We start from the raw sequence: 22,099 nt of genomic DNA on the forward strand, positions 1-22,099 counted from the left end.
CTTCCGCCCCTTGTTGGGCGGAAAAGGCCCGGACGCAGTTTTCAACCTCATCGGCAATCTTGCCCTTGAGTATTTTGTAACGATACTTGGGCGTCCAAACTATGTGATACTGGCAATGCCAAATTGTTTGTGATAACTTCTTGAATCGACTCATTTGTTACTCCTTGGCTACGGTTGTGGGGACAACTCGGCCTCGGTTGTAGCAAATGAGTCGTTCAGATGGCAAAGCCACTGAACTCTGACCTTGCTCAGAGAGCAAGGTTTTTTATGTTGGAATAAACTATCCCCCGGCGGCTTTTTAATCTTCCGGTTCTATATTTTCATTCTCAGGCGTTTCGTTGTTTTCCGAATCTTCGGCCGGGGCCTCGCTTTGCTTCTTTTCCGTCTGGGGCGCCTGGGGCGCTTTGATCGTCAAGCCTAAGGACTCCATGATTCTAGCGGCTTCCTGCAGCCGGGCCTCGGCCTTGGCGGATTTTTTGAATGCTTTGGCGGCTTCGTCCCGGGCTTCCTGGGCCTGCTTGACCATGGCGGCGCGCTGGGCTGCGGCTTCCTCCGTGTTTTCCGTGGGGCAGTCAAGGAGCCGGGTTTCCGCCTTAAGAGCCTCTTCCCGGGCCATTTCCGCGTCATGCTCCAGGCTTTGGGCCTTTTTAAGGCATGCTTCATACTCGTCCATGGCTGCAGCCAGCTTGCCCGCCTCGCCTTCGTCGGGCTGGGCGGTCAGGTCCACGTCATGAGAGGCCAGGACCAGGGCGACAATGGGCAGTTTGTTGAGCAAATCCTCTATTTTACCGCCGAACTGGTTTTGCAGTTGATTGTAATGCAGCCTGAACGGGCTGAACACCAGGGCCGCGTCTCCGGACTCCTCCCGGACCGCCTGGGGATCCACCTTGGAAAGAACCACGGGTTCGGCCTTGATGCGGGCTTCCTGGAGAAAGTCCGACATGATCATGACGGCTTCCTTTTCGTCCTCTTTGCCGGCCTGGGCAAGCACCCGGATTTTGGCGTTCTCCCAGCCGGAATTCCGGGTTATCAGATAGGCCAATAAGAGCATAAGCCTGCCCGTGGCGTCGTCCTTCCACCACACGTCAATGCGCCGGTCCTCTTTGGGAATAGCGTCCAGAGCGGCCCATTCCTCCTCGCCCGCAGCTAACAGCACGATGTTCACCCCGGCCCGGAAGGCGATCCGCAGGTTGCGGCTGTAAGGGATTTCCCGGCCGCCCACGGTGCTGTACCGCTTTTCCTCAAACCAGTTCAGGACGGCGGTGTTCGCCTTGAAAGGCCCGATGCCAAAGCACTGGACCAGGGTTTCCAGCGAGGTCTGGACGTCCGAAGTGCGGATGGCCAGGGGAAAGATGGGCAGCTTTTGCTCGGCGATGGCCTGACGCAGCTCCTCCTCGGCCTCCTGCTTCATTTTGTATCCCACCGCCCCTGACTTTTCGATCACATGCACAGCAGTCACTGTGCCGCTTTTTCCTTCCAGCCAGGAGGAAAAGCGCAGCAGATTGGCCCGCCGGTCCGGCCTTTCCGTAAAGACCAAAATGTAAGGCCGCCAGTCCCGGTAATGCTCGGGTTCGTTCACCGTGGCCAGCAGATGCTTGCGCATTTCCTGCAAATGGTGGGAGCGCTGGCCGTCCGCCCAGCGTTCCGTATGGGCCGTGCGCAGCAGGTATTGATGGATGGCGAACAGCACGGCGATGGCCGCGGCGCCGGCCTTGGGGTCGATGGCCAGCATGGCGCCCAGGCAGGCCAGAAAGCCCAGCAGGCTGTAGTTTTTGTTGAAAAACTGGAACGTGGGCCGGAAGGACGGGCTGGACGCCTTGGCCTCGAAATAGGTGGCGTAATTCAACAATCCGTATGAAATCAGGAAGAACATGGAAACCACAGGGGCGATCAGGTTTAAATTACCTGTCAAGACCGTAATCAGGGCGATTCCAGCCGCCAATAACACCCCGCGCCGGGGATTGCCGCTGGCGCCCTCCCCCTTGGCGAAGGGCGTCAGAAAGGGAAAAATTTTGTCCTGCGCCAGGGATTGCAATATCCGGGGCGCTCCTAAAAAGGAGGCCATGGCTGAAGACAAGGTGGCGGCGACCACGCCGGCGTCGATCAAAACCGGCCACTTGGCGACTTTTTGCATGGCCGAATAGTCCTTGCTCAATACGTCCAGGGAACTGGTTGCAGCAAAGACCATGGCCGCGCCGAAATATACGGCGATGGAAAGAAAGACGGCCGCAAAGGTTCCCCGGGGCAGGCTCTTTATCGGGTCCTTCAGGTCCCCGGACATGCTCACCCCCTGGGTGAACCCGGTCACTGCCGGAAAAAATATGGCGAACAAAATCCAAAATCCCGGCCCGTTCGACGGCCCGGTCCAGTTTTGCGCCAGCGTGGACCCTTTCACCTGGGGCAGGCCGCCTATAAAAAAGGACGCCAGCGCCAGAACCAGCAGGGCCATGACCACAAACTGGAATTTGGTGGCCACGTCCGCGCCCAGCCAGGCGAACACAAAAAGCAGGCTCATGGCGATCAAGGCGATCATCCGGGGGGAAAGGGCGCTGCCTCCAGGCAGTATGCCTTCCAACGCCTCGCCGAAGCCGATGCAATAAAAGGCTATGGAAACCGACTGGGCCAGGAACAGCACCAGGCCTATGGCGCCGCCGAATTCCAGGCCCAAAGTCCGGGAGATCAAATAATAATCCCCGCCGCCTTTGACCTTCATGTTGGTGGCGACGGCCGACAGGCTGACGCTGGTCAATACGGATATGGCGTTGGCCAGGCCGATGATGATGAGCACCTTCCACAATCCGGCCTCGCCTACCACGTAGCCCAGACGCAGAAATAAAATGATGCCTAAAATAGTCAGGATGCTGGGGGTGAACACCCCGGCGAAGGTTCCCAACTTGCTCCCGTTTGGCTCGGCGGCTTTATTGTTCATTTCAGTTTTCCCATTTTTGGAAATTAAACTTTTTTATTCTATGCCGTGCTTTTTCATCTTTTGATACAGCCCGGTGCGATGGATGCCCAAATTCCTGGCCGCCCCGGCCCGGCTGGAAGCCTGGACCAATGCCTGCTCGATGATTTTTTTCTCCGCCTGATCCATCAGAGCCTTTAACGAGGCTTTTTCTTCAATAACCTGGGGCAAAACCTCCTGCTGGCTCAGGTCGGGCAGGTCGGCCGGCGACACCGCGTTGTCCCGGCAGACGATCAAGGCGCGCTCGGTCACGTTTCTCAACTCCCGCACATTGCCCGGCCAGGAATATTTTTCAAGGATTTCCTTGACCCCGGGCAAAATTTTCGGCGGCGTCTTCTCCCGGCCCAAAATCCGGGAAAAATGCTGGAACAGGGGAAAAATGTCGTCCCTGCAATCCCTCAGCGGCGGCAGCTTGAGGGTCATGACGTTGATGCGGTAATACAAGTCCTGGCGAAAAAGCCCCTGCCGCATGAGCCTGGCCAAATCCCGGTTGGTGGCGCAAATCAGCCGGAAGTCGATTTTTTTCGGCCGGTTGGCGCCCACGCGCTCCACTTCCCGCTCCTGGAGCACCCGCAATATTTTGATCTGCATGGGCAAAGGCATGTCTCCGATTTCGTCCAGAAAGATAGTCCCTCCGTGGGCCAGCTCGAACTTGCCGGCCTTGCCTTTTTTCCGGGCGCCGGTAAACGCCCCTTCCTCGTACCCGAACAATTCCGCCTCCAGCAATTCCCCGGGAATGGCCGCGCAATTCACCTTGACCAGGGCGCCCGAGTCCCGCTGGCTCAGTCCGTGGATGGCATGGGCGAAAAGTTCCTTGCCCGTGCCCGACTCCCCCATGATCAACACCGGAGAATCCGCCCCGGCCGCCTGTTCGGCAAGCCTCTTGGCCCGGATAATATCCGGCGAGTCTCCTAAAATGCTGTCCAGGGAATAGTTGGTGCGGTATATCTGCGCCAGTTCATCCTCGTATTTTTCCAGCCGCCGCTCCAGATGAGTGATGCGTTCGTACAACTCCTTCATCTTGCCCGGATCCATGAACAACAGCTTGCCCGCCGCGCCGATCACCTTGCCGTCCTTGCTCAGGGGAAAACGGGCCACCACCCTGGTCTTGTCGTCCAGAATCATGCTGCGTCCGATCTCCGCCTTGCCGGTGCGTATGGTCCGGTCCATGCGGCTCTTGGGCGAGACGTCATGGATGTGCCTGCCCACCGATTCCTGGGGCGTGAAAGGGTATATGCCCTCGTTGGCGCTGGACATATGGCGGATGATTCCCTGGTCGTCCACCAGAATCAGGCCTTCGTACGGGTTGTTCAAGAGGGCGTCCAGCAGATCCTGGGGGATTTTTTGGGGGGCGGCGGATTTTTTGCGGGATTGGCTCATGGGGTATTTTCTCCTGGTTTGGAGCGCCGTATAAGAAAATCTACATGTATAATATTATATACATGGACGCTATCTAGTGCAATTCCAAAATGCTAAACCATCATATTGGAAAATGTGTAGAGAAATCTATACAGATTGGTCCTGGTTTTTCACCGCAAAAATAGATAACGCAACTACATATTGTTCAAAAAATTCAACAATAAATCAAACAGTTATTTTATTATGTCGCCATTGATCCGGGTTTGGCAAGCCTTTTGCCTATTAACCAGCTGATGGGGCTCCCTATGGGGTCAAATCTACGTTTGACGTTTGAGCCATTACGGAGCGGTTTGAATGGCCAATCGGGAGCATCTAACGTTTTGTCGGGTTTGAAGTCCATCCGCGTTTTCGCCCATGTGAAGTGCAAAACCGGACTTTGCAACCCGGCGGCCAAACTTGACAGGCCGCAGGTTGGGTAGAGCTTGCGAAACCCAACAAAATCAGTCCGATAAGTTCTAACGGCAAGAGTTTTCAATCCGTAAGTTTTTTATAACAGGGAATTAACCTTTTACCTTTTTAATCAATCATCACCCTTCAGGAGGAAATCATGGCTATTAAATCAATGTTTGTGGTGGGTTCGGGACTCATGGGGGCGGGCATCGCCCAGGTGAGCGCCCAGGCCGGCATCGATGTGTTTCTGACCGACATGTCGGAAGCGGCTCTTGAAAAGGCCAAAAAAAACATCGCCTGGTCCGTGGGCAAGTTTGCGGAAAAAGGCAAGATTTCCGAAGACGTGGACACGGTCATGAAGCGCATCACGACCGTCACCGGCTATGAGGCCGCCAAGGACGTGGACCTGGCCATTGAGGTGGTTTTTGAAAACCTGGAAGTCAAGGAGGGAATCTTCAAGGCTTTGGACGAAGCCTGCGGCCCGGACGCGCTCATCGCCTCCAACACCTCGGCCATTCCCATCACCGAACTGGCCGCCGTCACCAAGCGGGAGGAACAGGTTCTGGGCATCCATTTTTTCTCTCCGGTCCCCATGATGATGGCCGTGGAGGTCATCAAGGGCGTGGCCACCACGGACGAAACCGCCCAGGCCGGCAGGGAGTATGTGCTTCAGATCGGCAAGGAGCCCATCATGGTCAACCGCGACATCGCCGGGTTTGTGATCAATCGCATCAATTTCCCTTCCAACATCGAGGCCATGCGCCTGGTGGAGCAGGGCGTGGCTTCCTGCGAAGACATTGACAAGGGCCTGCGCCTGGGTTCGGGCCGCAAGATGGGCATTTTCGAGACCGGCGACATGGTGGGCCTGGACGTGTCCTACGGCGCCATGATGGCCACCTACAAGGAAACCGGCGACCCCCGTTTTTATCCGCCCCTGCTGCTCAGGCGCAAGGTCAAGGCCGGGCACCTGGGCCGCAAGACCGGCAAGGGATGGTACGAATACAACGAAGACGGAACCCGTAAAAAATAAAACCAAATGGGGTCAAATCTACGTTTGACGTTTGAGCCAACACGAGGCGGGTTTTTATGAGTCGGCCGGGAGGAATGAACATTTTTTTGGGTGAAACTGCACAGCTTTATTGGGTTTTTAAAATTCGGAGGGAGAGCGGATGCCTTTGGATTCTACTATCCGATGTGCGGCAGAGCCGCCCAATCTGCGCCTTTTCTTATCGCGGCGCAGATTGGGTTGAGCTTGCGAAACCCAACAATAAACGTTTCTCAATGCGGATTGAACGCATACCCGCCCTCGATCAACCGCCCGCAAAAGCGGCGATAGGATGAAAAGCTATGAGCGATTTCAAAATCAATCAAAAGGATTTGTTCTTTATCCTTAAGGAGCAGTTGGGATACGGCAAGCTCTGCGAATTCGAGCGGTACGAATCCCTGAACGAAGATACTTTGGACATGCTGGTGAACGAAGCCATCCGCTTCGCCAAAGGCGTGGTCTCTCCGCTGAACGAGATCGGGGAGGAGCAGGGCGTGCATTGGGAAAACAATACGGTCACCTGCCCCAAGGAATTCAAGGCCGCCTTCAAGGCCTACGGCGAGGACGGCTGGACCGCCGCGGTGCGCGATCCCGAATTCGGCGGCCAGGGCTTCCCCACCATGATGCGCATTGTGGTCAACGATCTCATGTACGGCGCGTGCCAGTCCTTTAACATGGCGCCCAGCCTCACCCACGGCGCGGCGCACCTGATCGAGTCTTTCGGCACCGAGGAGCAGAAGCAGACCTACATTCCCAAGATGTACGGCGGCGAATGGGCGGGCACCATGGCCCTGACCGAGCCCAACGCGGGCTCCAACCTGGCGGCCCTGGAAACCATGGCCTATCCCGAAGGCGATCATTACAAAATCAAGGGAAACAAGATTTTCATCTCCTGGGGCGATCACGACCTGGCCGACAACATCGTGCATTTGGCTCTGGCCCGGATTGAAGGCGCTCCCGAGGGCGTGCGCGGCATTTCCCTGTTCATCGTGCCCAAGTACCGTGTGGACGAAAACGGAAACCCCGGCGAGTTCAACGACGTGGTTTGCACGGGCATCGAGAAAAAGCTGGGTCTCCACTCCTCGCCCACGGCCGCCCTGGCTTTCGGCAGCAAGGACGGCTGCATCGGCTATTTGTGCGGCAAGGCCAACATGGGCCTGGCCCATATGTTCCAGATGATGAACGCAGCGCGCATCAACACCGGCGTGTCCGGCATGTCCATGGCCAGTGCAGCCTACCAGCACGCCCTGGATTACACCAAAAGCCGGGTTCAGGGCCGGGATATCGCCAAACGCAAGGAAGGCTCCGTGCCCATCATCGACCATCCCGACGTCCGCCGCATGCTCTTGTGGATGAAGGGCGCCGTGGACGGCATGCGCTCCATGATTTACACCACCGCCTTCTGGGCCGACCTCGCCCAGGTGACGCCCGACCCGGAGGAAAAAGAGCGCTGCTCCATGCTCATGGAGTTCATGACCCCCATCGTCAAGGCCTATTGCTCGGACATCGGGTTCAAGGTCTGCGAGACGGCCATGCAATGCCTGGGCGGCTACGGTTTCTGCAAGGATTACCCCATTGAGCAATACCTCCGCGACTCCAAAATCATGAGCCTGTACGAAGGCACAAACGGCATTCAGTCCACCGACCTCATGGGCCGGAAGATGCACATGAACGAAGGCGCGCCCTACAAAGCCTTTCTTAAGGAGATCAACGACTTCTGCGAGAGGAACCACGCCCACCCCGGGCTGGGAAGCCAGGTGCGTTTTCTCAAGGACGTCATGGACGATCTCCAGGAGATGGCAAGGGAAATGAGCGCCCGCTATTCCGCCGATCCCCTGCAATGGGCTTCCTATACCTATCCGGCGCTCATGTGCTTTTCTGAGGTCATCATGGTTTGGCGCTTGGTGGATATGGCCATTATCGCGTATGATAGAGCCCAGAAATCCGGCAAGAAAAACGACTTTTTCCGCGGCAAGGTGGCCCAGGCGACCTTCTTCACGGACATCACCCTGCCTCACACCCAGGCCCGGGCCCGCACGTGCACGCGGGTGGACCGGGAGGTTGTGGAAATGGCCGACAACGCGTTCTAAATCCATGGAGGAAAAAGAATGACAAAGGAAATAGTGATTGTCAGCGGCGTCCGCACTCCCGTCGGGCGCTACATGGGCGCGCTCAAGACGATTGAGGCTTACGACCTGGCCGCCCTGGTTTTGAACGAAGCCATCAAAAAGGCGGGGATTAAACCGGATCAGGTGGACGAAGTGATCATGGGCCAATCCTACCAGAACGGCGAGTACGTGAACATCGCCCGCATGGGGCTGTTGAACGCAGGCTGGCCCGAGGAAATTCCCGGACTCACCATCGACCGCCGTTGCTGCACCGGCCTGGAAACCATCCGCCTTGCTTCGGCCCTGATTCAAAGCGGGCAGGCCGAGATCATCGTGGCAGGCGGCGTGGAAAGCATGTCCAACGCCGAGTTTTATTTGCCGGGAAATATCAAATGGGGCGTGGGCGGCCAAAAGGGCATGCCCCGCGGCCATGGCGATTTAGGCATCTGGGGCATGCCCATGTACGACCGCATTCAGCGGGCCAGGGTCATGAGCCAGCCCGAAAGCCGCTACGGCATATTGCCTTCCATGATGTCCTGGGCCGAGACCGGCGCCAAGGAGGAAGGCGTCACCCGGGAGGAATGCGACGAATGGGCTTTGGGCAGCCATCAAAAGGCCTGCGCCGCCCAGGAGGCGGGCAAGTTTGACGAGGAAATGATCCCCATAACCATTCCCCAGCGCAAAGGCGATCCCATTGTGGTGGACAAGGACGAAAACCCCAGGCCTGACTCGGCCATTGAAAAGCTGGCCAGGCTCAAGCCGGTTTTGGGCGGCGTTTGCACGGCGGGCAACTCCTCTACGGAAAACGACGGCGCCGCCGCCGTGGTGGTCATGACCGCCGAAAAAGCCAAGGAACTGGGCCTGGAGGTTCTGGCTTCGGTCAAGGCCGTGGCCGTGGCCGGCGCAGACCCCACCCGCACTTATCTTACCGTAGGCGCGGCCGCCCGCAAGGCATTGGCTCAGGCCGGGGTCAGCCTGGACCAGATGGAGCTGATTGAAATCCAGGAGGCCTTTGCGGCCCAGGTTCTGGCTGATCTCAAGGACATGGGCATTGGCAAGGAAGATTACGGCAAGATCAACGTCAACGGATCGGGAATATCACTGGGCCATCCCATCGCCGCCACCGGCGTGCGCGTGCTGGTTTCCCTGGTGTATGAAATGCGCCGCAGGGAGGCCAAAATGGCCCTGGAATGCATTTGCGGAGGCGGCGGCCTTGGAATTGCAGCCGTTCTCGAAAGGAAATAATCATGGCCGGAAAATTATCAGAAGTTGTCGCGGTGGACGCCGTGCGCACGGCATTCGGCAGGGCGGGGGAAAAGGGCATATTCTGGAACACCAGGGCGGAGGACCTGTGCATCCCCCTGCTGCATGCGCTTGTGGAACGCAATCCTCCGGCCAAGCCCGAAATGGTGGAAGACATCCTGTGGGGCGTCACCAATCAGATGAAAGAGCAGGGCGGAACCATAGGCCGTATGATCTCCATGCTGGCCGGCTGGGGCTGGAACGTCCCCGGCTGCAGCATTGACCGCATGTGCGCCTCCGGGCTCACCGCTCTCGGATTTGCATGCTCCATCATCGCCAGCGGCATGGTGGACTGTTTGGTGGCCGGCGGCGTGGAGCACATGGGGCACTTGCCCATGGGATTCATGCGGGATCCCCATCCCAGGGCGGAAGAGGCCATGGGGGACGCCAGCGCCTTCAATATGGGCCAGACCGCCGAAAACATCCACGACCGGTGGCCCGAGTTCACCAAGGAAATGGCCGACGCCTACGCCGTGGATTGCCAGGCCAAGGCCGCAAAAGCCATTGAAGCGGGCAAGATGAAAAGCATGATCATCCCCGTGGAAACATTGGACGCCGAAGGCAATAAGGTGGTCATCGATCGGGATCAGGCGCCGCGGCCCTCCACCACCATGGAAGGCCTGGCCAATCTCAAAACCCCGTTTCGGGAAAACGGACGGGTTACGCCGGGCAACGCCTCGGGTTTGAACGACGGCGCATCCGCAGTCCTCTTGATGGAAGCGGACAAAGCCTGGGACATGGGCCTGAAGCCGGTCATGCGGTTCGTCGCGTCCGCCGTGGCCGCCGTGGATCCCCGGGTCATGGGCATTGCGCCTGTGCCTGCTACGCAAAAAGCCTTGCAAAAAGCCGGGCTGACCATGGATGATATCGACATCATCGAGATTAACGAAGCCTTTGCCGTTCAGGCCCTGTATTGCCTGAATCGCCTGGGCGTGGAATGGAACGATCCCCGGGTGAATCCCTGGGGCGGGGCTTTGGCCTTCGGCCATCCCCTGGCGGCTTCCGGCCCTCGCTTGGCGGCCTTTATGGCGGCCCAGTTCCGCGAAAATCCCAAGGCCAGATACGGCCTGTGCACCATGTGCGTGGGAAGAGGGCAGGGCTATTCCATCATCTGGGAAAACATCGCGCAAAAATAACAAACTCAACGCCTGGGCCATAGCCCGGCATTATGGAGATAAACCATGATTTTTGAACTATCCAAAGAGCTGCAAATGCTCCAAAAGGCCGTCCGCGAGTTTGCCTCCAAGAACATCGCCCCCAATGCGGATCAATGGGACGCCGACCACTATCTGCCCATCAAGGAAGTCCTGAAGCCCATGGGCGAACTGGGCTTTTTCGGCGCCGTCGTTCCTGAAGAATACGGCGGAGAAGGCATGGGCTGGCTGGCCGCTTCCATCATCACCGAGGAAATAGCGCGGGCCTCCAGCTCCCTCCGGGTGCAGATCAACCTCTTGGGCCTGGGCTGCGCCTATCCCATCTACAAATACGGAACCGAAGAAGCCAAAAAGAAGTACGTGGAAAAACTCTGCCGCGCCGAATACCTGGGCGGCTTCGGCATTACCGAGCCCAACGCAGGATCGGACGTTTTGGCCATTGAGACGGAAGCCACGGACATGGGCGACCACTACGTGCTGAACGGCTCCAAAACCTGGATCTCCAACGCCCATCAGGCGGACGTGATCATCATCTACGCCTACACGGACAAGTCCGCCAAAACCAAGGGCCTGTCCGCGTTTATCGTGGAGCCCAGGAATTTTAACGGCATCAAGACCACGGACCTCTCCAAGATGGGCTCCCATTCCTCGCCCACCGGCGAGCTGTTCTTTGACAACACCCGGGTTCCCAAGGAAAACCTTCTGGGCAAGCCCGGCGACGGCGCCAGAATCGTGTTTTCGTCTTTGGCCAACACCCGCCTTTCCGCGGCCGCAGGCGCCGTGGGGTGCGCCCAGGCGTGCCTGGACATCGCCACAAAATACATCACCAAGCGGGAGCAGTTCGGCAAGTCCGTGGGAACCTTTCAGATGAACCAGGATTTGATCGCCCAGATGACCACGGAAATCGAGGCGGCCCGACTTTTGGTCTACAAAGCCTCGTGGCAGAAGGACCAGGGCCAGGAAAACAACGGCATGGCCGTGGCCCAGGCCAAGTACTTCGCCGGAGAAACCGCCATGAAGTGCGCCAACTACGGCATGCGGTTGATGGGCGCCTACGGGTACTCTACGGAATATCCCCTGGCCCGGTACTACCGTGACATCCCCACCTACGTGCTGGTGGAGGGTTCGGCCAACATCTGCAAGATGATCATCGCCATGGACCAGTTGGGATACCGCAAGGCCAACAGGTAGGAATGATTGGAAGGACTCAAAATCTTGTGAGTTGATTCTTGAAAGACGCTGGGTCCCCGCTTGCGGCCGATCCTGAAAAAACGGATCGGCCTTGCGGGGATGACGGGCGTTGAAGGAGCGGGCGAGATTAATCAGCGAAATAGATGTGCTGGTTGTTCAAGCGCATCCATATCCCATTTATTGCAACAACCTCAGCTCTCCGTCATCCCCGTGGAGGGATGCGGCGGGATGATTGCGGCAGTTTGCAATCATCATGACGCAATCCCGGAAACGGGGACCCAGTGTCGTGCTTTTTCGGATAGCAACCCGTTTGTTCGCACCTTGAAATAAAGGAGAAAACCATGAACCTGGAAAATATTATTTACGAGAAGAAGGGGCATATCGCCGTTATTACCTTCAACCATCCCCCGGCCAACGCCTGGAACCTGGCGGCCGTCACGGATTTCTTGGCCGCCGTGGACGAAGCGGAAAAAGATAAGGACGTGCGGGTGGTCATCCTGACCGGCGCGGGCGAAAAATGCTTTTCGGCCGGCATGGACGTTTCCGACGCCGCCAACCTGCCCAAAACCAGCCCCATGGCCAAGACCCTGTGGACCCGCATCGACCGGTTTGAAAAGCCCGTCATAGCGGCCATCAACGGCCACGCTTTGGGCGGAGGCCTGGAACTGGCCCTGTGCTGCACCTTCCGCATTATGGCCGACAATCCCAAGGCGAAAATCGGCCTGACCGAGCTGAATTTGGGCATCATCCCCGGTTGGGGCGGCACCCAGCGCCTTTCCCGGGTGGTCGGCGAAGCCAAAGCCCTGGACATGATTCTGTTTTCCAAACGCCTGGACGCCAATCAAGCCTTGGAAATAGGCTTGGTCAACCAGGTCAGCGCGCCGGAAATGCTTATGGAAGACGCCATGGCTTTCGCCGAAGCCCTGGCAAAGCGGCCTCCGGTGGCTGTGGCCATGGTGTTGAGATCCATGTCCGCCGGCGCTTACGAAGGCATTGAAAAAGGCCTGGAGGTCGAAGGGCAGGGCAGCGCAGTGGTTAAAGCCACCAAGGACAGCCAGGAGGGGTTCGCCGCATTCCTGGAAAAGCGTCCGCCCAATTTTATCGGCGAATAAATGGGGTCAAATCTACGTTTGACGTTTGAGCCTTGGCAAGGCGGGTTGTTATAAAACGCACTTGGCGACTTTTTGTTGGGTTTCGCAGGAAGAAAAAACAGTTGGATGCGATCCTTCAAAATGCAGGTTGCGGGCTTTCAATAGGTCTTTTCATCGCTCTACCCAATCTACGATCTGTCCATAAAGTTAGTAGGTTGGATAAGGCTTGCGTGGACTATCCGAACGCCAGGAACTCGTCGGGCCAATGCAGGAGACTGAGGCCTGAAGCGCCGGACGCGAAACCCAACAATCGGTTGGAGAAAATTCAAAACCGCAGGAATTTGACGGACCAAGGGGCGGAATTCGTCATGTAGCGGCGCCCCCCTGTGGGCGCCTTTGAAACGCGCAAAGCGCGTTTTGGTCAGGGAAACCCTGACCCTACGGATCGACGCCTCATTAAAATGATTACGCAGTGTAGCCGCAGGGCTTGCCCTGCTTTGGACGAAAGGATGTTCGTCCAAATCGCAACTTAAAACCCTTACCGTCCTTTGCGGGCGTCATAAAAACTCGCAGTATGAGTTTAAAAGCCTATCCCCCTTTTACCCCCACCCCTTACCCATTCACTCGAAGAGGAGACATACATGGAGGGAAAAAGATCCAAAGTCACCACCGCCCAGGAAGCCGTGCAACGGCTGATCCACGACGGCGATGAACTGGTGATCGGCAATTACACCGTAGGAACCTGCGCAGACCTTGTATGCGAAGTCATCCGCCAGGGGCGCCGCGGCCTCACCCTGTACTCCCAGTCCGGTATTTTCGACGCGGAAATTCTCACCGCCGCCGGCTGCCTGTCCCGCATGGTCAGCACCTATGTCATGCGCTCCGGCGGAAAGACCGGCGGCTCGTCCGTGGAAAGAGCCTTGCAGGACGGCAGCCTGGAACTGGAGGACTATAGCAATTTCAACTACAACGCCCGCATGGTCGCCGGCATGCACGGTTTTAGCTTCATGCAGGTGTTGGAGGGAATCCGCGAGACCGACCTTTTCACCAAACGCACTTTCATGGGCGAGGACAAATACCGGATTATCAAATGCCCCTACACGGGCAAGGAAATCCTCACCGTTCCGGCGGCCAACCCGGACGTTTGCATCGTGCACGTGCAGCGGGCCGACAAATTCGGCAACGCCCAGTACTGGGGCGCCTTGGGCAGCGTGGCCGCGGCCGCTCTCGCCAGCAAGAAGATCATCGTGTCCTGCGAGGAAATCGTGGACGAAAGCATTGTCCGCGCCAGTCCTCATTTCACCATCATCCCCGCCTACCGGGTGGACGCCGTGGTGGAAAGCCCGTGGGGCGCCCATCCCTGTGAGGTCCTGGGGTATTACAACCAGGACAAGCTCTTTTACGGCCTGATCATGGAGGCCATGAAAACCAGGGAGGGTATGGAAAAATGGCTGGATGAATGGGTTTACAACTGCCCCTCCAGGCAGGCCTATTTGGATCATTACGCCAAGGTTTTCCACATCAGCAGGCTGCAGGCATTGAAAGCCAAACCCCTGCCCAGCGCGCCCGCCAGCTACGGCGCGGCCTTCCACTCGGCCTGGGACGAAAACGGCCGCGACAGATACCTGGGAAAAACCCGGGAAGAACTGGAACTCTTGCTGGAACAAAGGGAGAAGCTCTATGGCTAAGCCGTTTACGCTCAACGAAATGCTGATCATCGCCGCGGCCCGGGAAATCAACGACGGGGAGAACATCATCCTGGGCGTAGGCCTGCCCATGACCGCCGGCGCTTTAGCCAAGGCTCTTCACGCGCCCAACGCCACCCTCATGCTGGAGTCCGGCATTGTGGATTTCGAGCCCCTGGTTCCCCTGAACCACATCGCCGACGCTCACGCCATGCGCGGCTATTCTTATAGCACAGACTTGTTTTCCATATTCACGGCCCTGTACCGGGGCTTTGTGGACGTTTGCTTTTTGGGAGTAGGGCAGGTGGACCGGTACGGCAACCTGAACACAACCACCATCGGCGACTACTACAAGCCCGATCTCCGGCTGCCAGGCTCAGGCGGCGCCGCGGACTTCATATCCTATTCCAAACGCACGGTTTTGACCATGCGCAGCGGCGAGTTCAAGGAAAAGCTGGACTACCTGACTTCCCCCGGCCATTTACGGGGCGGAAACTCCCGCAACGAAAGCGGGTATTTTCCCAAAGACAGCGGGCCTTGCGCCCTCATCACCACTCAGGGGATTTTTCATTTTGACGCGGAGACCAAGGAGATGTTTCTGGCCCGGATTCATCCGGGAGTTGAGGTGGAGGAAATCCAGGCCAAGGTTCCGTGGGAGATGAAAGTCGCCGAGGATCTGAAGGTTACGGAGCGCCCCTCGGACGAGGAAATCGCTTTTATCCGGCATTTCGCCCCCAACCAGACCATGAGCCGCGCCCTGGGCATTGAACTGGGCATCGAAAACGCCGTCGCGCAAATCAAGCAGATGCGGGGGGAGTAATTTTTTAAGGAAATAAAACGCCCGCTCTCTGCAGAAGAGGGCGGGCGTTTTGGAATGCCAAGGGTTTACGAGGCGCTTAGTCCCTGAAAGAGACGTCGGCGATTTTCACGAACTTGTTGTTCTTCACCTGGCTCAGGATGGCGTCAAAGGCGCCTTGATGCTGTTCCGAGGTGAATTCCACGTCCACGCCGCCGAAGATCGGATCTTTGTACACGCCATAGCTTTCAGCGGTATCGATCCATTTTTCCCGGGTCAGGTCCGGGCCGGCTTTTTCAGCCACCTTGATGAAATAATCCATTCCGCCCCAGCCCGCCGAGGTCGGAAGATCCGGATCCTTGCCGTACCATTCCTTATGCTTTTTGCAGAATTCGCGGATGGATTCCAACTCGCTGTCGGGATAGACGTAGTTGGACTGCCCGGTGGCGTAGAGGCCGTCCGGGGAGAAGCCGGCTTTCAGGCAAAGGCCCACCACGTAGCTGTTGTAGCCGGGGGAAAAACAGACCATGTCCACGTCCCAGTTGAGTTTTTTGGCTTCCTTGACGCCGCCCACGGTTTCGCGGATGACGGTGCCCAGGCATACCAGTTCCACGTCGGCTTTTTTCAGCTTGGCCATCTGCGAGCTGAAATCCGTGGCGCCGCGCTTGTAGGATTCGGCGGCAGCGACTTCAAGCCCGTGAACAGCCAGTTGGTCCTTCAGGCCCTTCATCATGATGTGGCCCATTTCGTCGTCCTGGTACATCATGCCGATTTTTGTATAACCTTTGTTTTCCACGAACCATTTGACGGCGGCGCGGACCTGGTCGTAATAGGGCACCCAGCCGCCGAAGCTGTACCTGTCGTAGGGGTCGAAGAACAGGGATGCCGCGGTGATGGGGAAGATCTGCGGGATTTTCTTTCCGGAGATCAGGGGTTTGGTGGCGCCCGCCGTGGGGGAGCCCATGTTGCCCACAAACATGAAAACCTTGTCGCGGGCGATGAGTTTATTGGTCACCATGATGGCCTTTTTGGGGTCGTAGGCGTTGTCTTCAATGACCAGCCTGATTTTCCGGCCATGGATGCCGCCTGCGTCGTTGCATTCCTTGGCGCGCATTTCCATGCCCAGTTTCGCCTGGGTTCCCCAGCCCGCGATGGGGCCGCTCAGGTCCAGATGGGAGCCGATGACGATTTCGTCGTCGGTAACGCCTACTTCGGCCGACGCCGTAAAAGCAAAGCCAGCTGCCATCAAAAGAGTTAATAACAGTACCACCCATTTGGTTTTCATTTTCCACCTCCACTATGGTTAGAGTTAAGGGGCTTAATACATGGATTCAATGACATCCTTGAACTTCTCGTTCACGAAATTGCGTTTGAGTTTTCCCGTGGGAGTGATTTCGTCATCGTCCGTGGTCAGCTGAATGTCGATCAAACGGAACTTCTTGATCGTCTCCACCCTTGCAAATTGTTTGTTCACTTCCTCCACTTCGTTTTGAATCAGGTCCACAACCTCCTGGGCCTTGGTAAGGCTTGCGTAAGTGGTAAAAGGCACTTTGTTTTCCTGGGCGAACTTCATGACGTTTTCGTCGTCCACCATAATGAGGGCCGTCAGGTATTTCCGGCCGTCGCCGATCACTACGGCGTCCGTGATGTAGGGGCTGAACTTGAGCTGGTTTTCGATTTCGGACGGCGTGATGTTCTTGCCTCCGGCCGTGATGATGATGTCCTTTTTCCGGTCCGTAATGATCAAATGGCCGTCTTCGTCGATTCTGCCCACGTCGCCGGTGTACAGCCATCCGTCGATGACCGTTTCGGCGGTTTTTTCAGGATCGTTGAAATAGCCCTTGAAGACATGGGGGCCTTTCAGCAAGATCTCGCCGTCCTCCGCAATCTTCACCTGGGCCCGGGGCAGGGGCTGGCCCACGGTGCCGAATTTCACCTGGCCCGAATAGTGCACCGTGGTGGGGCCGCAGTTTTCCGTCTGGCCGTACACCTCCCGAATGTCCAGGCCCAGGCCGTGGTAGAACTTCAACAGGTCCGGGGAAATGGGCGCCGCGCCGGACATGCAGTATCTGGCCCGGTTCAGGCCGATCACCTTTTTCAGGTTGCGCAAGACCGTCCAGTCCGCGAACTTGAACAGAACTTTCAGGTAGGCGGGCGGCTCCTGGCCGTGCAGGCGAATATCCGACAGTTTTTGGCCGATGCCCGTGGCCCACTTAAAGGCCAGCTTTTCGAACCGGGTGGATTCCTTCATGGTCAGAATCAGAGAGGAATAGAATTTTTCCCAGATTCGGGGCACGGCGAAGAATATGGTGGGGGACACCTCCTGCATGTTCTGGGGGATCGTGTCCATTTCCTCCACAAAGTTGATTCTGCCGCCCGTTAGCAAGGGCGCAAACACCGACACCGTTCTCTGGGCGATATGACACAGGGGCAGGAAGGAAAGGACTTCGTCCGTTTCATCCCCGGGATTCACCTCGTTTTGCATGTCCATGGTGTTCAGGATGTTGCTGTGGGTGATCATGGCCCCTTTGGGAGGCCCGGTGGTGCCGGAAGTGTAAATGAGAATGGCCGTGTCTTCCGGCTGGGGCTCGCGCAGGCGCTGTTCAAAGAGCAAGGGGTTTTCCTCGTCCATTTTCCTGCCCAGTTCCAGCAGATCGTCAAAGCTCAGGAACATGTCGTCTTCAAAATGGCGCAGGCCTTCCATGTCCATCACGATGATCTTTTTCAGGTGGGGGGTGCGCTCCCGCACTTCCAGGACCTTGTCCAACTGCTCTTCGTCTTCGGCGATGTAAAATTTCGCCTGGCAATGATTCAGGACGTACTCCACCTGTTGGGGGGAGTCCGTGGGATAAATCCCCACGGAGATGCCGCCGGCGCACATGGCGCCCATGTCGCTGAACAGCCATTCCGGGTTGTTTTCGCTGATGATCGTGACCCGATCCCCTTTTTCCAGGCCCAGGCTGATAAGGCCCAGGCCGGCGTACCTGGCTTTTTGCCCGTATTCCCTCCAGGTGATTTTTCTCCAGATGCCGTAAACCTTGGCGCGCAGGGCGGTGTTGTCCGCCCAGTCGTGTACGCGGCGCCAGAACAGGGTGGGGACCGTCTCGTTTTGGATATTGATTTGGGAAGGCGTCATTATTTTATTCCGTAAAGATAAAGATTGCGGGAAAAGCGGCTCATAGCCGCCGGACTGACTGGCCGCCGGTGGATTTAGCGCCATTTTTTCTTGCGCTTCCACCGTTTGGCGCCACGGACGCTGTCCTCCTTGATTCCCAGGTAAAACTCCTGCACGTCCTCGTTGGCCATGAGCGCCTGGCAGGTGTCGTCCATCACGATCCTGCCCAGCTCCAGAACGAATCCGTGGCTTGCAATGGACAAGGCCATGGGCGCGTTTTGCTCCACCAGCAGGATGGTGGTGTTATGCTCCTGGTTGATGCGCTCGATGATCTGGTAAATCTCCTTGACCAGCAAGGGCGAGAGGCCCAAAGACGGCTCGTCCAGCATGAGCAGCTTGGGGCGCGCCATGAGAGCGCGGCCGATGACCACCATCTGCTGCTGGCCGCCGCTCATGTCTCCGGCCAGCTGCGCTGTGCGGTCTTTCAGGATGGGAAAATAATCGTACACCATGTCGATGTCCCGTTTGATCCCGGCCCGGTCGTTGCGCAGGTAGGCGCCCATGAGCAGGTTTTCCTTGACCGTCAGGTCATGGAAAACCTCCCGGCCTTCCGGTACCTGGGAGATGCCCATGGCCACGATTTTTTCCGGAGGCAGCCCCTCGATGCGCTGGCCCATGAATTCAATGGTCCCTTTTTCCGGGTCCATGATGGAGGACAGGGTTTTTAAAATGGTGGTTTTGCCGGCGCCGTTGGCGCCCAGAATGGTGACCACCGCCCCTTCCAGTATGTCAAAGGAGACCCCCTTGATAGCCATGATGGGGCCGTAATAAGTTTCTATGTTGCGGACTTTAAGCATTACAGACATTTTCTTCCCCCAGGTAGGCTCTCATCACGTCAGGGTGGTTCAAGACTTCGTTGGTTTCTCCCTCGATAATGGTCTGCCCGAAATCAATGGCAAGCACCCGGTCCGTGGTTTGCTTGACGAACCGCATGTTGTGCTCCACCATCAGGACCGTGATGCCCAACTCCTCCTTCATGTCGTCCAGCCAAAAGGCCAGATCCTCGGATTCCTCCATGTTCAGGCCCGAGGTGGGCTCGTCCAGAAGCAAAAGCGTGGGCTCCATGGCCAGGGCCCGGCCCAGCTCCACGGTTTTCTGGACGCCGTAGGGAAGATTGACGACCAACTGGTCCCGGTGGGCTTCCAGGTCCAGGAAATCGATGATCTCCTCGGCCTTTTCCCGGCTGTTTATCTCCTGCCGTTGCACGGGCTTGAAAAAGAACATCTCCGTCAGGATGTTGGAGCGCCTTTTCCGATGCCTGCCCAGAATCAGGTTGTCCAGGACCGTCATGTTCTTGAACAACTCGATGTTCTGGAAGGTGCGGGCGATTCCCATATCGGCGATCTGGTGGGTCTTGGCGGAGCTAAGGCTTTTCCCGTCCAGCAAGAACACGCCCTCGTCCAGGTCGTAAAACCGGTTTATGCAATTGAAGATGGTGGTCTTGCCGGCGCCGTTGGGGCCTATGATGGAAAAAATCTCCCCCTTGTTGACCGTAAAGCTCACCCGGTCCAGGGCCTTTAGGCCGCCGAAGCTGATGGATATTTCCTGTGCTTGAAAAAACGCCATTTAGTGCCTCTCTGCTTTCTGGTATTTTTTCTCTCGTTTGAAGGAGTCCTTCTTGTACAAGGGAAACCACTCAAAGTAGAATTTTGTCTTAAGCCACCTGCCGTAAATGCCCATGGGCTCGAAAAGCATGACCAGGATGATCAGCAAGCCGAACAAGGCGGGCTGCAGCCCGGTCTGGTCCTGGACGAAGGACGGCAGGTAATCCTTGCTTATGATGATCAACTGGGGCAGAAATATGAAGAATATGGAGCCGTACACCGCGCCGTGGAGGCTGCCCAGCCCGCCGATGATGACAATGGCCAAAAGCTCGATGGACTGCATGATGGTGTAGCTCTCCGGGTTGATGAAAAAGATCTTGTGGGCGTACAGGCTGCCGGCTATCCCCGTAAAGAACGCGCTGATGGCGAAGGACTGGGTTTTGAAGCTGGCCAGGTTGATGCCCATGGCTTCGGCGGCGATTTCGCTGTCCCGGATGGCGATGAAAGCCCGGCCGGTGGGAGACCGGAGAATGTTTTTTGCTAGCAGTAAAACCAGTATTAGGACCACTAGTGAAAGGTAGAAAAAACGGATCTCGGTGTCAAAGCCGAACCCGAATATGGTGGGCGTATCCACCATCATGCCCATGTTGCCGTTGGTGACGCTTTCCCACCTCACCAGGATTTCCTCGATGATAAAGGCGGCGCCCATGGTGGCGATGGCCAGATACAACCCCGTCAAGTGGAGGATGGGCCTGCCGATGACGATTCCGACCAGAGCGGCCGTTACGCCGGAAGCGGGGAGCGCCAGCAAAAAGGGAACTCCCTTGGCGGTCAACACGGCCGAGGTGTACGAACCGATGGCCAGAAAGGCCGCATGCCCCATGGAGATTTGCCCGGTGAACCCGGTGAGCAGCATGAGCCCCACTCCGGCCACGGCGTAGATGCAAATAAAGGTCAACTGGGAGAGCATGTATTCGTCTATGATTTTGGGCAGCAGCACGCATCCCAGAACCAGGGCCAGATACCAGAAGAACGTGCTTCTGTACTTGAACAGCCTGATATCCTGATAATAATCCGTCTTCATTAAAAAACGCATAGTCGTTACACCTTTTTCTTTTCCTGGATGCCGAACAGGCCCTGGGGCCTAATAATGAGTACCGCAATCAAAATGATCCAAGCCGCAATGTCCTTCCAACCCTCCTCCAAATACACGCCGGCCAGGCTTTCCGTAATGCCGATGATCAGGCCGCCCACAATGGCCCCGGGAGGACTGGTGAATCCCCCCAAAACCGCGGCCGGCACGGCCTTAAGGCCGATGAAGCCCATGTTCATGTGAACAAAGGTGATGGGCGCCAGCAAGATGCCGCCGATCCCCCCCAGGGCCGCCGCAATGGTCCAGGTGAGGGAAAAAACCCGCGTCACGCTGATGCCCATGTAAACCGCAGCCAACTGGTTCTGGGAGGTCGCCCTCATGGCCGTGCCCATGCGGCTGTAGCCGAAAAAGACGAAAACCGCGGCGATCAATACCAAAGCCAAAACGACGATGGAAAGATACTCATAAGAGATGACCACGTCCCCCCAGCGGAGGAACTTATCCGTGAACGGAGTGCGGAACCCGTAGGTGTCGGTCCCCCAGCCCGGTATCATGCTTACAATGCTTCGGATAAAATAAGAAATTCCGATTGTTACAATGACAATAGCGTAGGTGGGCTCCCCCACAAGAGAGCGAAGCACAACCCGCTCCAGGATCGCGCCCACGATTCCCATGGCCAGGATGGTGACCACCAGCGCCGTCCAATAGGATAGGTGAAGCTGCGTGATTAAACTGTAGCTGATGAAGGCGCCCAGCATGAGAAGTTCCCCCTGGGCGAAGTTGATGACTTCCGTGCTTTTGTAAATAAGCACGAAGCCTAGAGCCACCATCCCGTAAATACACCCGATGGCGACCCCGTTTAAGATGGTCTGGGTGAGCTCGTTGAAAAATTCCATTCCTGTTAAACCCCTTGTGGATCAAAGTGTAACAACCGGAATCAACCGCAGCATAAACTGGAGTTGTCGCTTATAGGTGGGCCAGTTGTTGTTAAACTACAAAGACTCAACCTGCAATTTTTACAGCAACCTGCAATATGGAAAAACAAATGATACGGGTTTTTCAAGAAGCTGACGACAATGGCCGCTTTTACCCCGATAGTGCGCTATGTGTTTTGAAAGTGCGGCGCTTAGCCGCTATATGA

Annotated in this window: 17 protein-coding genes; 8 read left to right on the top strand and 9 right to left on the bottom strand. The window is 56.9% G+C overall.

All coding sequences use genetic code 11. The features are described 5' to 3' along the window. From BUE18_RS28775 to BUE18_RS13130, 3 genes are all read right to left on the bottom strand, one after another. Nucleotides 1-154, bottom strand: a 154-nt coding sequence (locus BUE18_RS28775) for a transposase (protein WP_170868360.1), incomplete at its 3' end; no start/stop codon positions are given. Nucleotides 155-298: 144 nt separating this feature from the next. Continuing rightward, a complete protein-coding gene (locus BUE18_RS13125) occupies nt 299-2,929 on the bottom strand; it encodes an amino acid permease (RefSeq protein ID WP_073476416.1) in 2,631 nt (876 codons plus the stop codon). 33 nt (nt 2,930-2,962) lie between these two features. Then, nucleotides 2,963-4,345, bottom strand: coding sequence for a sigma-54 interaction domain-containing protein (locus BUE18_RS13130; protein ID WP_073476418.1), 1,383 nt, complete (start codon nt 4,343-4,345; stop codon nt 2,963-2,965). Nucleotides 4,346-4,931: 586 nt separating this feature from the next. Here BUE18_RS13130 and BUE18_RS13135 point away from each other — a divergent pair. From BUE18_RS13135 to BUE18_RS13180, 8 genes are all read left to right on the top strand, one after another. Continuing rightward, on the top strand, nt 4,932-5,804 hold the full coding sequence (locus BUE18_RS13135; protein WP_073476420.1) for a 3-hydroxyacyl-CoA dehydrogenase family protein: 873 nt from the start codon (nt 4,932-4,934) through the stop codon (nt 5,802-5,804). Nucleotides 5,805-6,121: 317 nt separating this feature from the next. After that, the gene (locus BUE18_RS13145) at nt 6,122-7,909 is read left to right on the top strand and encodes an acyl-CoA dehydrogenase family protein (RefSeq protein WP_073476424.1); all 1,788 of its coding nucleotides are present in this window, start codon (nt 6,122-6,124) and stop codon (nt 7,907-7,909) included. A gap of 18 nt (nt 7,910-7,927) precedes the next feature. Then, nucleotides 7,928-9,172 carry an acetyl-CoA C-acyltransferase gene (locus tag BUE18_RS13150; RefSeq protein ID WP_073476425.1) on the top strand — a complete coding sequence of 415 codons (1,245 nt, stop codon included), beginning with the start codon at nt 7,928-7,930 and terminating at the stop codon, nt 9,170-9,172. Between the two features lie 2 nt (nt 9,173-9,174). Further along, nucleotides 9,175-10,365 (top strand): thiolase family protein, encoded by a 1,191-nt coding sequence (locus BUE18_RS13155; protein ID WP_073476426.1) that lies wholly within the window; start codon nt 9,175-9,177, stop codon nt 10,363-10,365. Nucleotides 10,366-10,410: 45 nt separating this feature from the next. Beyond that, a complete protein-coding gene (acd, locus tag BUE18_RS13160) occupies nt 10,411-11,574 on the top strand; it encodes a glutaryl-CoA dehydrogenase Acd (RefSeq protein ID WP_073476427.1) in 1,164 nt (387 codons plus the stop codon). Between the two features lie 341 nt (nt 11,575-11,915). Further along, complete coding sequence (locus BUE18_RS13165; protein ID WP_073476429.1) at nt 11,916-12,686, top strand: enoyl-CoA hydratase/isomerase family protein; 771 nt, start codon at nt 11,916-11,918, stop codon at nt 12,684-12,686. Between the two features lie 620 nt (nt 12,687-13,306). Next, nucleotides 13,307-14,353 carry a CoA transferase subunit A gene (locus BUE18_RS13175; protein ID WP_073476433.1) on the top strand — a complete coding sequence of 349 codons (1,047 nt, stop codon included), beginning with the start codon at nt 13,307-13,309 and terminating at the stop codon, nt 14,351-14,353. After that, a complete protein-coding gene (locus BUE18_RS13180; RefSeq protein WP_073476435.1) occupies nt 14,346-15,170 on the top strand; it encodes a CoA-transferase subunit beta in 825 nt (274 codons plus the stop codon). The genes BUE18_RS13175 and BUE18_RS13180 overlap by 8 nt, the downstream gene beginning before the upstream one ends. A 76-nt stretch (nt 15,171-15,246) precedes the next feature. Here BUE18_RS13180 and BUE18_RS13185 read toward each other — a convergent pair whose 3' ends face one another. The 6 genes from BUE18_RS13185 to BUE18_RS13210 form a co-directional block, all read right to left on the bottom strand. Then, nucleotides 15,247-16,431 carry an ABC transporter substrate-binding protein gene (locus BUE18_RS13185; RefSeq protein WP_073476437.1) on the bottom strand — a complete coding sequence of 395 codons (1,185 nt, stop codon included), beginning with the start codon at nt 16,429-16,431 and terminating at the stop codon, nt 15,247-15,249. A 33-nt stretch (nt 16,432-16,464) separates the two neighbouring features. Further along, nucleotides 16,465-18,282, bottom strand: a complete 1,818-nt coding sequence (locus BUE18_RS13190; RefSeq protein ID WP_073476438.1) for an AMP-dependent synthetase/ligase — start codon at nt 18,280-18,282, stop codon at nt 16,465-16,467. 74 nt (nt 18,283-18,356) lie between these two features. Next, entirely contained in the window at nt 18,357-19,127 is a 771-nt protein-coding gene (locus tag BUE18_RS13195) for an ABC transporter ATP-binding protein (RefSeq protein ID WP_073476440.1), read from the bottom strand. After that, the gene (locus tag BUE18_RS13200) at nt 19,111-19,887 is read right to left on the bottom strand and encodes an ABC transporter ATP-binding protein (protein WP_073476442.1); all 777 of its coding nucleotides are present in this window, start codon (nt 19,885-19,887) and stop codon (nt 19,111-19,113) included. The genes BUE18_RS13195 and BUE18_RS13200 overlap by 17 nt, the downstream gene beginning before the upstream one ends. Then, nucleotides 19,888-20,961 carry a branched-chain amino acid ABC transporter permease gene (locus BUE18_RS13205; protein ID WP_073476443.1) on the bottom strand — a complete coding sequence of 358 codons (1,074 nt, stop codon included), beginning with the start codon at nt 20,959-20,961 and terminating at the stop codon, nt 19,888-19,890. 5 nt (nt 20,962-20,966) lie between these two features. Next, complete coding sequence (locus BUE18_RS13210) at nt 20,967-21,854, bottom strand: branched-chain amino acid ABC transporter permease (RefSeq protein WP_073476445.1); 888 nt, start codon at nt 21,852-21,854, stop codon at nt 20,967-20,969. Nucleotides 21,855-22,099 lie beyond the last annotated feature (245 nt).

Origin of the sequence: Desulfatibacillum alkenivorans DSM 16219 (assembly GCF_900142135.1) — a bacterium.
Taxonomy (GTDB): domain Bacteria; phylum Desulfobacterota; class Desulfobacteria; order Desulfobacterales; family Desulfatibacillaceae; genus Desulfatibacillum; species Desulfatibacillum alkenivorans.